The sequence below is a fragment of the Curtobacterium sp. RIT-PI-V genome (assembly GCF_025642935.1).
Classification (GTDB): Bacteria; Actinomycetota; Actinomycetes; order Actinomycetales; family Microbacteriaceae; genus Curtobacterium.
Map to the genome: position 1 here is coordinate 102,965 of NZ_JANZKM010000006.1, position 13,612 is coordinate 116,576.

The following is a 13,612-nucleotide window of genomic DNA, read 5'->3' on the forward strand; positions in this document are numbered from 1 at the left end:
AGCGCGCTCGTGGGAGGATCGAACCCATGCGTCTCGTCGTCGCCGGCAGCCCCGCTGCGGCCGTCCCCACCCTCCGCCGCCTGGCGGCGTCCGACCACGAGATCGCTGCGGTCCTCACCCGTCCGCCGACACCGCAGGGCCGGAAGCGCATCCTGACGCCGACGCCGGTCGCGCAGGTCGCCGCGGAGCTCGGACTGCCCGTCATCGAGGCGAGCCGCGTGGACGACGACGTCACCGCGCGCATCGCCGCGCTGGACGTCGACCTCGGTGTCATCGTCGCCTACGGCGCGTTGCTCCGCCGCCCCGCGCTCGACGCTCCGCGCCTCGGTTGGGTGAACCTGCACTTCTCCGACCTGCCGGAGTACCGCGGTGCCGCGCCGGTCCAGCGGGCCGTGATGGCGGGGGACACCCGCACCGCCGCGTCGGTCTTCCAGCTCGTCGAGGCGCTCGACGCCGGCCCGGTGTTCGCGGCGGACCCGTTCACGATCGAACCGGAGGCCACCGCCGGCGAGGTCCTCGCCGCCATGGCCGAGTCCGGCGCCGAGACCGTCGCCCGTGTGGTCGACGACATCGCCGCCGGCACCGCCGTCGCGACCGAGCAGACCGGCGAGCCGACGCTCGCCCCGAAGACCACCATCGACGACGGGCGCATCGACTTCGGTGCTCCGGCGACGGTCGTGCACGCCCGTCTGCGCGGGGTCACCCCCGAGCCCGGCGCGTACGCCCACCTCGGCGAGACCCGCGTGAAGCTGCTCCGCAGCAACCGCCTGACAGGAGGCCCCGCAGACCCCGCCCCGCAGCTCGCGCCCGGTGCGCTGGCACTCCACGGCGGTCGGCTGCTGGTCGGGACCGGTGACACGCCGCTGGCGCTGCTCGAGGTGCAGCCGGCCGGCAAGAAGGCGATGGACGCCGCAGCCTGGGCCCGTGGCCTGGGTGAACTGGACGGGAAGGTCCTCGCATGAGCCAGCCGACGAACACCCGGGGTGCCCGTCGCGGACCCCGCTCCGCGAACGCGCGTCGTGTCGCCTTCGACGTGCTCCGGGCCGTGCAGGTCGACGACGCGTACGCGAACCTGCTGCTGCCGACACGCATCCGTCGCGCCGGTCTCACGGCCCGCGACGCCGCGTTCGCCACCGAGCTCACCTACGGCTCGATCCGGATGCTCGGCCGCTACGACGTCATCATCGCGCTGGCCTCCGGTCGTCGGCCCGAGAACATCGAGGCCGACGTCCTCGACGTGATGCGGCTCGGTGCCCACCAGCTGCTCGCGATGCGCACCCCGACGCACGCCGCGGTCGACGCGACGGTCGAGCTCGCGCGCGAGGTCGGAGCCCGCCGTGCCACCGGCTTCGTGAACGCCGTGATGCGCAAGATCGCCGCGCGTACCGACGACGAGTGGGACGCCCAGATCACCGAGGGCCGTGGCGGCGACGCCCTGCTCGCCACGCGGTGGTCGCACCCGGTCTGGGTCGTCTCGGCCCTGCGCGACGCCCTCGCCGCCGAACGCTCCCGCGAAGAGCTCGCCGCCCTGCTCGCCGCCGACAACGCCGCGCCCCGGGTGCAGCTCGCGGCGCTGCCCGGGCTCGCCACCGACGAGGACATCGCCACCGCGACGGCGCGCACGGTGCCGGACGCAGACGAAGACGCAGACGACGACGCCGCGTTCGCCGACGCGACCGGCGCGGCGGACGTGCCGGCGGCCCTGGTGCCCGCCGACGACGAACCGGCGGCCGACGGCGCGACCGGCACCGTGCCTCCCGTCCGGACCGCCGACCCCGTGCCGGCCGCCGACGCCCTGCCGGTCTCGCCCGTCGGGATCCGCGGCATCTCCGGTGACCCCGCGCGCGTGCCGGGCGTCGCTGCCGGGCGCCTGCGCGTGCAGGACGAGGGCTCGCAGCTCGCCGCCCTCGCGCTGAGCCGGTCGTCCGCGGTCCGCGCGGGCGAGCGCTGGCTCGACATGTGCGCCGGCCCCGGTGGCAAGGCCGCGCTGCTCGCCGCCGAGGCGCAGCAGGGCGGCGCGACCCTCGTCGCGAACGAGCTCGTGCCGGCACGTGCCGGACTCGTGCGGAACGCCCTCGGGGTGTTCGGCGACCACGTCCGCGTCGTCGAGGGCGATGCCCGGCGCTACGGCCGCGACGGCACCGGGATGACCTTCGACCGCATCCTGCTCGACGCGCCGTGCACGGGCCTCGGCGCCCTGCGTCGGCGTCCGGAAGCGCGATGGCGCAAGACCCCCGAGGACGTCCAGGAGCTCGCGGCCCTGCAGGCCGAGCTGCTCGACGCCGCGGTCCGGGTGCTCGCACCGGGCGGGACGCTCGCGTACGTGACGTGCTCACCGCACCTGGCCGAGACGCGCGGGCAGGTCGACGCGCTGATGGGGCGGCACGGGGGAGTCCTCGAGCAGCTCGACACCGCGACGATCGTGCGCGGCGTCGCCGCTCGTGACCCGGAGATCGCGGACGGGAACACGGCGCAGCTCTGGCCCCACCGGGTCGGCACCGACGCGATGTTCATCGCGTTGTTCCGTCGCGTCGGCTGAGCGGGTCGCCCGGCGTTCAAGCCGCGCGCCGGTAGGCGCTGCCGTCGCACGTGTGCACGGCCGTGTCGTCGAACAGCGCCCGCAGGTTGTACGCGGCGCAGTCCCGGAACGTGCCGATGCTGATCCACCGCGCCGACCGGCGGAGCTCGCCCTTCGTGGGACCGTCCGAGCCGATACCGGCCCGGTGGACGGTCCAGGCGATGTCCTGCGCTTCGGCGTCGAGGTAGCGCATGACCGCCTCGTTGTCCGCGTGCTGGCCGCGGTAGTCCCGCGCGAGCGTCGACCGGACGACGCGGAGCACGGGGGCGAGCCGCTTGCCGGGAGGGGCGCTCAGCCCGCCGGCCTGGTACAGCAGGCGCCGGGTGCCGTTCCGGCGCATGGCGGGGACGAGGGCGCGGACGAACTGCGTGTTGACGGGTCGCTCGCGTTGCGCGGCGACGTCCCCGAGCATCACGACCACGCCCGTCACGCCGTCGAGCAGTGCGTCGAGGTCGAGGTCGTCGGTGATCGAGCCCTGCACGACCTGCAGGTCGTCGTGCTGGACGGCCAGCTTCGACGGCGTCCGGACGACGGCGCGGACGCGGTGACCGGCGTCGAGCGCGAGCCGGGTGAAGTGCTGGCCGGTCTGGCCGGTCGCGCCGAACACGAGGAGGGTCTGTTCCGAAGGCATGTCGTCAAACTAGGCGTTGCCTAGAAAATAGTCAATGCCTAGTTCGGGACTAAGATGGCCTCATGACCGAGCGGCCCTTCCACCACGGGAACCTGCGGGCGGTGCTCCTCGACGAGGCCGTCGCGGTGCTGCGGGAGTCCGGGGTCGACGGACTCTCGCTCCGCGACCTCGCCCGCCGCGCCGGGGTCAGTCACGGCGCCCCCCGGAGCCACTTCGTCGATCGGCAGGCGCTCCTCGACGCCCTCGCCGAACTCGGCTTCGACCGGTTGACCGCTGCCGTGCGCCGGGCACTGTCGGGTGCCGACGGGCTGGAGGACCGGTTCCGCCGGGTCGCCCTGGCGTACGTGGACTTCGCGATCGACGACGCGGCGCTGATGGACCTCATGTTCCAGGCGAAGACGACCGGCCGGACGGGCCCCGTGCAGGCTGCCGCGGAGTCGCTGTTCGCGGTGCTCGAGGGTGCCGTGGGAGCCGCGACGACGGGGGACGACGGTGCGGACGCCCGACTCCTCTTCAAGCTCCTGTTCGCGGCGACCATGCAGGGGATCGCCACCCTGGTCGTCTCGCACCGGATCGACCGGGCGCAGGGCGAACGGCTCGTCGACGCCGCGCTCGAGACGATGCTCGGCTCGGAGCTCGGCACCCGGGTGGTCGGCGGGCGCTGACGTCGCCGCGGAGCGGCCCGGCAGGCTCGCGCCGGTAGGCTTGCCCGGTGACGATCCGCATCTCGCCGAGCATCCTGTCCGCCGACTTCGCGAACCTCGAGCGTGAACTCCACCGCATCGAGAGCGCCGATCTGGTGCACGTCGACGTGATGGACAACCACTTCGTGCCGAACCTGACGCTCGGGCTGCCGATCGTCGAACGCCTGCAGCAGGTCTCCCCGGTGCCGCTCGACGTCCACCTCATGATCACCGACGCCGACGTCAACGCGCCGAAGTACGCCGAGACCGGTGCGTCGAGCGTGACGTTCCACTTCGAGGCCGCGGACGACCCCGTGGCCACGGCCGCCGCGATCCGCTCGAACGGGGCCCGTGCCGCCGTCGCGGTGAAGCCAGGCACCCCGATCACGCAGGTGCTGCACCACCTCGACGCCTACGACATGATCCTGCTCATGACCGTCGAGCCCGGCTTCGGCGGCCAGTCGTTCATGCCGTCCGTGATGCCGAAGCTCGCCGACGCCCGTGCGGCGGTCGACGCCTCGGGGCTCGACGTGTGGCTCGAGGTCGACGGTGGCATCTCGGTGGACACCGTGCCCGAGGCCGTGCGCAGCGGCGCCGACACGCTCGTCGCCGGGTCGGCCGTCTACGGCGGTGAGCCCGCCGCGCGGATCACGGACCTGCGCGAAGCGGCCGCGCGGGCGCGGGCATGAGCGCGACCCGTCCGGACGGTACGTCGGAGGCGTCAGCGGAGACCGGTAGCCTGGACCGCGTGAAGACGTTCGACGACCTGTTCCAGGAGCTCACCGAGAAGGCGCGCACGCGCCCCGAGGGCTCCGGCACCGTCGCCGAACTGGACGCCGGCGTGCACCAGATCGGCAAGAAGATCGTGGAAGAAGCAGCCGAGGTCTGGATGGCGGCCGAGTACGAGGGCGACGAGCGCACCTCGGAGGAGATCTCGCAGCTCGTGTACCACCTGCAGGTCCTCATGGTCGCGAAGGGGCTGTCCCCGGCGGACATCTGGCGACATCTGTAGGACGCGCTCGGGCACCGCCCGTGCACCGACCTCGATCCGCCACGACCCCGACCAGAAAGCAGACCCCCTGATGCTCCGCATCGCCGTGCCCAACAAGGGCTCCCTGTCCGAGACCGCGTCCGACATGCTGCGCGAGGCCGGGTACGCCGGTCGCCGCGACCCGAAGGCGCTGCACCTGCTCGACGAGCGCAACGGCGTCGAGTTCTTCTTCCTCCGCCCGCGGGACATCGCGACCTACGTCGGCTCCGGCGCGCTCGACGTCGGCATCACCGGCCGCGACCTGCTGCTCGACTCCGGTTCCGAGGCGCACGAGGTCGACGCGCTCGGCTTCGCCGACTCCACCTTCCGGTTCGCCGGCACGCCGGGCAGGTACAGCACCCTGCAGGACCTCGACGGCGTCCGCGTCGCGACGAGCTACCCGGGCCTGGTCGGCGACTTCCTCGCTCGCCACGGGGTGACGGCGACGCTCGTCAAGCTCGACGGGGCCGTCGAGAGCGCCGTGCGTCTCGGTGTCGCCGACGCCGTGGCCGACGTGGTGTCGACGGGCAGCACGCTGCGGCAGGCCGGCCTCGAGATCTTCGGTCCGGTCATCCTCGAGTCGACCGCGTTGCTGGTGTCGACCGACGAGACGATCCCGGGCATCGACGTGCTCCGCCGTCGACTGCAGGGTGTGCTCGTCGCGCGCGGCTACGTCATGCTCGACTACGACATCCCCACCGCGCTGCTCGAGCAGGCGACGGCCGTCGCGTCCGGCATCGAGTCCCCGACGGTGTCGCCGCTGCACGGCCGCGACTGGTCCGCGGTGCGCGTGATGATCCCGCGCGACGACGCGAACCTCATCATGGACGCCCTGTACGACCTCGGGGCGCGCGCCATCCTCGTCAGCCCGATCCACGCGGCGCGGCTGTGACCGCGGCAGCCACGGCGCCGGGCGGCGTGGCCGTCCGGGTCATCCCGTGCCTCGACGTCCAGGGCGGCCGGGTCGTCAAGGGCGTCAACTTCCTCGACCTGCAGGACGCCGGCGACCCGGTCGAGCTCGCCGCGCGCTACTACGAGCAGGGTGCCGACGAGCTGACCTTCCTCGACGTCGGTGCGACGGTCGAGAACCGCGCCACGATGTACGACACGGTCACCCGCACCGCCGAGCAGGTGTTCATCCCGCTCACGGTGGGTGGCGGCGTCCGCTCCGTCGACGACGTGTCCCGCCTGCAGCAGTGCGGTGCGGACAAGATCGGCGTGAACAGCGCTGCGATCGCCCGACCCGACCTCGTCGGCGAGATCGCCGACCGGTTCGGCGCCCAGGCCGTCGTGTTGTCGCTCGACGTCAAGCGCTCCGACCGCACCGCGTCCGGCTTCGTGGTCACCACGCACGGTGGCCGCACCGAGACCGACATCGACGCGATCGCCTGGGCAAGCGACGCCGTCGAGCGGGGTGCGGGGGAGCTGCTCGTCAACTCCATCGACGCGGACGGCACGAAGAACGGGTTCGACCTCGAACTCGTCGCCGCGGTGCGCTCGGTCGCGCGGGTCCCGGTCATCGCTTCGGGAGGCGCGGGTCGGGTCGACCACTTCGCCCCCGCCGTCGACGCGGGTGCGGATGCCCTCCTCGCCGCGTCCGTCTTCCACCGTGGCGAGATGACGGTGGGCGACGTCAAGGCCGCGCTGCGCGCGACCGGCCACGCCGTCCGCTGAACCGCCGCCGCCCGCTGATCCGCCGCCGTAGGCTAGGAGTCTCATGACCGACAGCACCAGCACCGACACCGACGCGGTCCTCGACCGCGCACGTTTCGGTGCGGACGGGCTGCTCCCCGCCATCGTGCAAGAGGAGTCGTCGAAGGACGTCCTCATGCTCGGGTACATGGACCGGGAAGCGCTCCGCCGCACCCTCACCGAGGGGCGCGTGACCTTCTGGTCGCGGTCGCGGAGCGAGTACTGGCGGAAGGGCGACACGTCGGGGCACGCGCAGTACGTGCGCGACGCGGCGTTCGACTGCGACGCCGACACCCTGCTCGTCACCGTGCAGCAGGTCGGGGCCGCGTGCCACACCGGAGCGCACCGCTGCTTCGACGTCGATCCGCTCGCGCCCACGACGGCGTCCGCCCCGACCGGCACAGCGGCGTCGGCGCCGACGGACGCGACCGCGTCTGCCCCGGCCGACACGGCAGTGGAGGCGACCCGATGACGGCCGCGACGATCTCCGATGCGCCGCACACGACCTCCCGGCCGGAGTTCGACGCCCTGCTGACCGACCACCGCGTCGTGCCGGTGGTGCGCGCGCTGTACGCCGACAGCGAGACGCCGGTGGGTGTCTACCGGAAGCTCGCCGACGGCCGGCCCGGGTCGTTCCTGCTGGAGTCCGCGGGCCAGGGCGGCCTCTGGTCGCGCTGGTCGTTCGTCGGTGTGCGCAGCTTCGGCGTCCTCACGCAGGAGGGCGACCGCGCCGCCTGGATCGACACCGGCATCGACGCCGAACGTGCGGTCGGCTCGCTCGACGGCGAACCGCTCGACGTCCTGGCACGCCTGCACGAGCGCTGGGCCACCCCGCGGGTGCCCGGCTCCCCGCCGCTCGTCGGCGGGACGGTCGGGTTCATCGGGTGGGAGGCCGTGCGCCAGCTCGAACACCTGCCGAACGTGCCGCCGGCGGACTTCGACGTGCCCGGACAGGCGCTGTCCTTCGTCTCCGAGCTCGTCGCGCTCGACCACCGCACGGGGCTCGTCCTGCTCGTCGCGAGTGTGCTGAACGACGGCACCGACGACGCCGACACGCTCTGGTCCGATGCGCAGCGCCGCCTGGACCGCCTGCAGGCCGACCTCGTCCAGCCGAGCGTCGCGACCGTCGCCGAGGCGTTCGAGATCGCCGAGCCGACGCCGACGCACCGCTCCACGCCGGACGAGTACATGGCGGCGGTGGAGCGCTCGAAGGAGTTCATCCGCGACGGCGACGTGTTCCAGGTCGTGGTCTCGCAGCGCTTCGACCACGAGGTGACCGCCGACCCGCTCGACGTGTACCGGGTCCTCCGGACCCTGAACCCGAGTCCCTACATGTACTTCCTCGCCCTGGCGGACACCGCCGACGAGCTGTACTGGATCGTCGGCGCCTCGCCCGAGGCCCTGGTGAAGGTGCAGTCCGGCCGCGCCATCACGCACCCGATCGCCGGGTCCCGTCCGCGTGGTGCGACCCCGGAAGAGGACGTCCGCTTCGGCGACGACCTGCTCGACGACCCGAAGGAACGTGCCGAGCACCTGATGCTCGTCGACCTGGCCCGCAACGACCTGCAGAAGGTCTGCGAGCCCGGCACGGTCGCGGTCACCGAGTTCATGACGGTCGAGCGTTTCAGCCACATCATGCACCTGGTGTCGAGCGTCGAGGGTGCGGTGCGCCCGGGGATGTCCGCCATCGACGTGTTCCGGGCGACGTTCCCGGCGGGCACCCTGTCCGGTGCGCCGAAGCCCCGCGCGCTGGAGATCATCGACGAGCTCGAACCGGCGAAGCGCGGTGCCTACGCGGGGGTCGTCGGCTACTTCGACTTCGCCGGTGACGCGGACATCGCGATCGCGATCCGCACGGCCCTGATCAAGGACGGCGTGGCACGGGTGCAGGCCGGTGCCGGCCTGGTGGCGGACTCCGACCCCGCCACCGAGCACGAGGAGACCATCAACAAGGCTGCGGCACCCCTGCGGGCCGTCGCCACGGCCAACCGGATGCGCGAGGTGCGCTCGTGAAGCGCTCACGCCCGATCGTCGTCGTCGCCGGACTGCTCGTGGCGGGCATCATCATGCTCGCGTGGACGCAGACCTGGTTCACCGTGGACCTGCACGCCGGTGCCGCCGTCACCTCGACGGTCGACGCCGACGGTGCCGCCGTCGTCCCGCAGTACACCGCCCTGGCGATCGCGAGCCTGGCCCTCTTCCTCGCGATGACCATCGCCGGCCGGGTGTTGCGCATCGTGCTCGCGTGCGTCGAGATCCTGCTCGGACTCGGCGTCGTGGTGAGCGGCATCACCGCACTCGGCGACCCGGTCGCCGCGGCGAAGGGTGCCGTCGGCGCGGTGGCCGGTGTCAGCGACCTGACCGCGGTACGCCGTGTCGTGTCCGGCGTCGACGTGTCGCTCTGGCCAGCCGTGGGCATCGCCGGTGGCGTCCTCGCCGTCCTGCTCGGTGTCGTCGTCATCGTCGTACAGCGTGCGTGGCCCGGTCCGAGCCGGAAGTACGGCGCGGCGACCGCCGGAGCCGCCGCCGACGCCCGCGCCGCAGCCCCCGTCGAGCGCGACGCCGTCGTGGACTGGGACGACCTCAGTGCTGGGGTCGACCCGACCGACGGCACGGTAGGATCGGATGGGCGTCGGTCGACCGACGACGCCGGAGCAGAACGAGGAGCACCGTGAGCAACACTGAGCCCGCAGAACTCGGCGAAGGCCACTCGCCGGCCGCCTGGACCGCCGTCGTGATCATGCTGATCGGATTCGCGGCAGGCACGCTGTTCTTCTGGTTCGACCAGCCGTGGGGCGTCTGGGTCTCCGCTGCCGTCGTCGTCATCGGTCTCGTCATCGGCGCGGTCATGGCGAAGGCCGGCTACGGCGTGAACGGCCCGAAGTACGTCGCCAAGCACCACGCCGAGTAGGACTCGCATGCCGAACGTGCTCGAGACCCTCGTCGCGGGCGCGCTCGAGGACGCCGCCGCCCGTCGTGTCGACCGCCCGTACTCGGACGTCGAACGCGACCTCGACCGGGTGGCATCGCCGCTCGACGCCCTCGCGTTCCTCGCCCCGGGCGATCGGGTGAAGATCCTCGCCGAGGTCAAGCGCGCCAGCCCGTCCCGTGGCTCGATGGCCCCCATCGAGGATCCGGCTGCTCTCGCGGCCGACTACGAACGCGGCGGCGCCTCGACGATCAGCGTCCTGACCGAGGGACGCAAGTTCCTCGGCAGCCTCGCCGACCTCGAAGCCGTCAAGGCCCGTGTGGGCATCCCCGTGCTGCGCAAGGACTTCATCGCCGACCCGTACCAGGTCGTCGAGGCCCGGGCCGCCGGAGCCGACGTCGTGCTGCTCATCGTGGCCGCGCTCGAGCAGCAGCAGCTCGTCGAGCTCCACACGCTGGCCGAAGAACTCGGCATGCGCGTGCTGGTCGAGGCGCACTCCGCCGACGAGGTCTCCCGTGGCCTCGACGCCGGTGCGCGGATCCTCGGCGTCAACGCGCGCGACCTCACCGACTTCTCGCTCGACCGCGACCTCTTCGGGTCGCTCGCCGACCGCATCCCCGACGGTGTCGTGCGCGTCGCCGAGTCCGCCGTCGCCGGTCCCGCCGACGTCGCCCACTACCGCGCAGCGGGTGCCGACGTCGTCCTGGTCGGGGAAGCCCTCGTCACGGGTTCAGACCCCGCCACCACCCTTGCGTCGTTCATCGAGGCCGCCGACCGCGGCTGAACGTTCCACCCGTCCGACCACCGGCACCGCCGGCCGCGTCGGACACGTCCCGGGAAGACCCATCGTGACCTCACTCCGCGACCTGCACGGCCCGTACTTCGGTGACTTCGGCGGACGCTTCGTCCCCGAGTCGCTCGTCCTCGCACTCGACGAACTCGAGGCAGCCTTCCGCACGGCCTGGGCGGACCCGGCCTTCCGTGCCGAGCTCGACGAGCTCCAGCGCGACTACACCGGTCGTCCGTCGATCATCACCGAGGTGCCGCGGTTCGCGAAGCACGCCGGTGGTGCCCGCGTGATCCTGAAGCGCGAGGACCTGAACCACACCGGGTCGCACAAGATCAACAACGTGCTCGGTCAGGCGCTCGTGGCCCGTCGGCTCGGCAAGACCCGCCTCATCGCGGAGACCGGTGCCGGCCAGCACGGCGTGGCCACGGCGACCGCCGCGGCGCTGTTCGGCATGGACTGTGTCGTGTACATGGGTGCCGTCGACACCGAGCGGCAGGCGCTCAACGTCGCCCGGATGCGCCTGCTCGGCGCCGAGGTGATCCCGGTCGAGACCGGATCGCGCACGCTGAAGGACGCCATCAACGAGGCACTCCGCGACTGGGTGGCGAACGTCGACTCGACCCACTACCTGCTCGGCACGGTCGCCGGCCCGCACCCGTTCCCCGAGATGGTGCGCGAGTTCCACAAGGTGATCGGCGAAGAAGCCCGCCAGCAGGTCCTCGACCGCGTCGGGCGTCTCCCGGACGCCGTCGCCGCGTGCGTCGGCGGCGGCTCGAACGCGATGGGGATCTTCGAGGCGTTCCTCGACGACGAGTCCGTCGCGCTGCACGGCTTCGAGGCCGGTGGCGACGGCGTCGAGACCGGTCGGCACGCCGCGAGCATCACGCTCGGTCGCGAAGGCGTCCTGCAGGGCGCGAAGTCCTACCTGATGCAGGACGAGGACGGCCAGACCATCGAGAGCCACAGCATCTCCGCCGGGCTCGACTACCCGAGCGTCGGGCCGGAGCACGCCTACCTGGCGTCGATCGGTCGCGCGCAGTACGCGCCGATCACCGACACCGAGGCCATGGAGGCGTTCCGGCTGCTCAGCCAGACCGAGGGCATCATCCCGGCGATCGAGTCGTCGCACGCGCTGGCCGGTGCGATGAAGCTCGGCAAGGAGCTCGGCCCCGAGGGCGTCGTGCTCGTGAACCTGTCCGGCCGTGGCGACAAGGACGTCGCGTCCGCCAGTCGCTACTTCGGCATCCTCGACGAGAACGCGGTGCAGCTGTGACCACGAACCAGACCGTCGCCACGACGATCGACACCGCCAACGCCGAGCGTGCCGGGGCCGTCGTCGGCTACCTGCCCGCCGGGTACCCCGACGTGCAGACCAGCGTCGACGCCGCGGTCGCCCTCGCCGAGAACGGCGTGGACGTCATCGAGCTCGGCCTGCCGTACTCCGACCCCGTCATGGACGGTCCGGTCATCCAGCGTGCGGCCGAGGAGAGCCTGGCGAACGGCTTCCGCGTCGCGCAGGTCTTCGACGCCGTGCACCAGATCACCGAGCGTGCCGACGTACCGGTGCTCGTGATGACGTACTGGAACCCGGTGCTCCGCTACGGCGTCGACCGCTTCGCCGACGACCTCGTCGCCGCCGGAGCCGCCGGCCTCATCACGCCCGACCTGATCCCGGACGAAGCCACCGAGTGGATGGCCTCGTCGGAGCGCACGGGGCTGGACCGTGTGTTCCTCGCGGCACCGTCCTCGTCCGACGCCCGGATGCACCAGGCGGTGCAGGCGAGCCGCGGGTTCGTCTACGCCGTCTCGACGATGGGCGTCACCGGAGCACGGGCCGGCGTCGACGTCGCTGCGCGCACCGTGGTGTCCCGCCTCCGCGACGCCGGCGTCGCGCGGACGTGCGTCGGTCTCGGCATCTCGACGGCCGAGCAGGTCGCCGAGGTCCTGGAGTACGCCGACGGCGCGATCGTCGGCTCGGCGTTCGTCCGTGCACTGGCCGACCTCGGGGTGCAGGGGGTCGCCGACCGCGCGGCCGACCTCACCACCGGCGCCCGCCGCTCCTAGTCCAGTTCCTGGCGGGCCCACGGTCCGCGCTACAGTGAGCGGGGCCGACGACACGTCGACACCGCGACCCGTCAGTACCGAAAGGCGATCGTTCCTCCATGCCCCTCCTGAGCATCCCGAGCCCGAGCACCGCCTGGCAGTACTTCGACCTGACCGCCTGGCTGCGCGACGTGTTCGGCTGGTCGCTGCCGCTCGACTTCCGCATCCACGCGTACGCGATCTGCATCCTGCTCGGGATCGTCGCCGCGGTCCTGCTCGCGAACCGCCGCCTCAACGCGCGCGGCGTCGAGCGTTGGATCATCATCGACATCGCGATCTGGGCGGTGCCCGCCGGCATCATCGGCGGCCGGCTCTTCCACGTGTTCACGCACGTGTCCGACTACTTCGGCCCCGGCATCGACCCGCGGTCCTTCCTGTACATCTGGGAGGGCGGGCTCGCCATCTTCGGCGCCCTGATCCTCGGGTCGGTGGGTGCCTGGATCGGTTGCCGCCAGGTCGGCCTGCGGTTCACGTCGTTCATCGACGCCGTCGTGCCCGGCGTGCTGCTCGCGCAGGCGTTCGGTCGGCTCGGCAACTACTTCAACCACGAGCTCTTCGGCATGCCGACCAGCCTGCCGTGGGGCCTGCAGATCGAGTCGACGAACGCCGCGTTCCCGAAGGGCCTGCCCGAGGGCACGCTGTTCCACCCGACGTTCCTCTACGAGATCATCTGGAACGTCGTCGGCGTCGTCGTCATCCTGCTGCTCGACAAGAAGTTCCGGCTGCAGTGGGGCAAGGTCCTGTCGCTCTACCTGATCTGGTACGGCATCGGCCGCTCGGTGCTCGAGTCCATCCGCGTCGACACGAGCGAGACCTTCTTCGGTATCCGGACGAACGTGTGGATGTCGTTCGCGGCGATCCTGCTCGGCATCATCATCTTCATCGTGCAGACCCGTCGGCACACCGGCAAGGAGCCGAGCCCGTACCTGCCCGGTCGCGAGCCCCGTCCGAAGTCCGATGTAGACTCCGACGACACCTTCTCGGAGCACGAGGACGACGACGAACGCCTCGTCGCCCAGGGCTCCGCAGCGGTCACGACTCCCACTGACCGCGCCTAGGAGCACTCCTCCCCGCCACAAGCGGGGCACGGGCACCAGTCCCGCCCGTCTGGGCGGAACGCACCACCGGGCCACCGCTGTCCCTGTTCCACTTCCTCGTGAGGACGGTTCCCCCATG

At 72.1% G+C, this 13,612-nt stretch carries 16 protein-coding genes; 15 read left to right on the plus strand and 1 reads right to left on the minus strand.

All coding sequences use genetic code 11. From position 1 onward, the window contains the following. The first annotated feature begins 26 nt into the window (after positions 1-26). Both OGL88_RS06400 and OGL88_RS06405 read left to right on the plus strand, forming a co-directional pair. Positions 27-962 carry a methionyl-tRNA formyltransferase gene (locus tag OGL88_RS06400; RefSeq protein ID WP_263090641.1) on the plus strand — a complete coding sequence of 312 codons (936 nt, stop codon included), beginning with the start codon at positions 27-29 and terminating at the stop codon, positions 960-962. Further along, complete coding sequence (locus OGL88_RS06405; RefSeq protein ID WP_263090643.1) at positions 959-2,539, plus strand: RsmB/NOP family class I SAM-dependent RNA methyltransferase; 1,581 nt, start codon at positions 959-961, stop codon at positions 2,537-2,539. Before OGL88_RS06400 ends, OGL88_RS06405 begins: the two co-directional genes overlap by 4 nt. Before the next feature lie 16 nt (positions 2,540-2,555). Here the strand turns inward: OGL88_RS06405 and OGL88_RS06410 are convergent, their stop codons facing one another. Continuing rightward, complete coding sequence (locus OGL88_RS06410; RefSeq protein ID WP_263090644.1) at positions 2,556-3,209, minus strand: NAD(P)-dependent oxidoreductase; 654 nt, start codon at positions 3,207-3,209, stop codon at positions 2,556-2,558. 62 nt (positions 3,210-3,271) lie between these two features. Between OGL88_RS06410 and OGL88_RS06415 the strand changes: the two genes are divergently transcribed. From OGL88_RS06415 to lgt, 13 genes are all read left to right on the plus strand, one after another. Next, entirely contained in the window at positions 3,272-3,874 is a 603-nt protein-coding gene (locus tag OGL88_RS06415) for a TetR/AcrR family transcriptional regulator (RefSeq protein WP_263090647.1), read from the plus strand. 47 nt (positions 3,875-3,921) lie between these two features. Further along, on the plus strand, positions 3,922-4,581 hold the full coding sequence (gene rpe / locus OGL88_RS06420) for a ribulose-phosphate 3-epimerase (protein ID WP_111083925.1): 660 nt from the start codon (positions 3,922-3,924) through the stop codon (positions 4,579-4,581). Between the two features lie 59 nt (positions 4,582-4,640). Beyond that, positions 4,641-4,904, plus strand: a complete 264-nt coding sequence (locus tag OGL88_RS06425; protein WP_111084162.1) for a phosphoribosyl-ATP diphosphatase — start codon at positions 4,641-4,643, stop codon at positions 4,902-4,904. Between the two features lie 70 nt (positions 4,905-4,974). Next, positions 4,975-5,814 (plus strand): ATP phosphoribosyltransferase, encoded by an 840-nt coding sequence (hisG, locus tag OGL88_RS06430; protein WP_111083926.1) that lies wholly within the window; start codon positions 4,975-4,977, stop codon positions 5,812-5,814. Continuing rightward, on the plus strand, positions 5,811-6,596 hold the full coding sequence (hisF, locus tag OGL88_RS06435) for an imidazole glycerol phosphate synthase subunit HisF (protein WP_263090652.1): 786 nt from the start codon (positions 5,811-5,813) through the stop codon (positions 6,594-6,596). Before hisG ends, hisF begins: the two co-directional genes overlap by 4 nt. 43 nt (positions 6,597-6,639) lie before the next feature. Further along, the gene (gene hisI, locus OGL88_RS06440) at positions 6,640-7,086 is read left to right on the plus strand and encodes a phosphoribosyl-AMP cyclohydrolase (RefSeq protein WP_263090655.1); all 447 of its coding nucleotides are present in this window, start codon (positions 6,640-6,642) and stop codon (positions 7,084-7,086) included. Continuing rightward, a complete protein-coding gene (locus tag OGL88_RS06445) occupies positions 7,083-8,627 on the plus strand; it encodes an anthranilate synthase component I (RefSeq protein ID WP_263090656.1) in 1,545 nt (514 codons plus the stop codon). The genes hisI and OGL88_RS06445 overlap by 4 nt, the downstream gene beginning before the upstream one ends. After that, on the plus strand, positions 8,624-9,289 hold the full coding sequence (locus OGL88_RS06450; RefSeq protein ID WP_263090658.1) for a Trp biosynthesis-associated membrane protein: 666 nt from the start codon (positions 8,624-8,626) through the stop codon (positions 9,287-9,289). The genes OGL88_RS06445 and OGL88_RS06450 overlap by 4 nt, the downstream gene beginning before the upstream one ends. Continuing rightward, positions 9,286-9,525, plus strand: a complete 240-nt coding sequence (locus OGL88_RS06455) for an HGxxPAAW family protein (RefSeq protein ID WP_159571188.1) — start codon at positions 9,286-9,288, stop codon at positions 9,523-9,525. Before OGL88_RS06450 ends, OGL88_RS06455 begins: the two co-directional genes overlap by 4 nt. 16 nt (positions 9,526-9,541) lie before the next feature. Beyond that, positions 9,542-10,327, plus strand: a complete 786-nt coding sequence (trpC, locus tag OGL88_RS06460; RefSeq protein WP_111084163.1) for an indole-3-glycerol phosphate synthase TrpC — start codon at positions 9,542-9,544, stop codon at positions 10,325-10,327. A 64-nt stretch (positions 10,328-10,391) separates the two neighbouring features. Next, positions 10,392-11,606 (plus strand): tryptophan synthase subunit beta, encoded by a 1,215-nt coding sequence (gene trpB, locus OGL88_RS06465; protein WP_131846519.1) that lies wholly within the window; start codon positions 10,392-10,394, stop codon positions 11,604-11,606. Further along, complete coding sequence (trpA, locus tag OGL88_RS06470; RefSeq protein ID WP_263090661.1) at positions 11,603-12,397, plus strand: tryptophan synthase subunit alpha; 795 nt, start codon at positions 11,603-11,605, stop codon at positions 12,395-12,397. The genes trpB and trpA overlap by 4 nt, the downstream gene beginning before the upstream one ends. A gap of 98 nt (positions 12,398-12,495) precedes the next feature. Further along, a complete protein-coding gene (gene lgt / locus OGL88_RS06475; RefSeq protein WP_263090662.1) occupies positions 12,496-13,494 on the plus strand; it encodes a prolipoprotein diacylglyceryl transferase in 999 nt (332 codons plus the stop codon). Positions 13,495-13,612 lie beyond the last annotated feature (118 nt).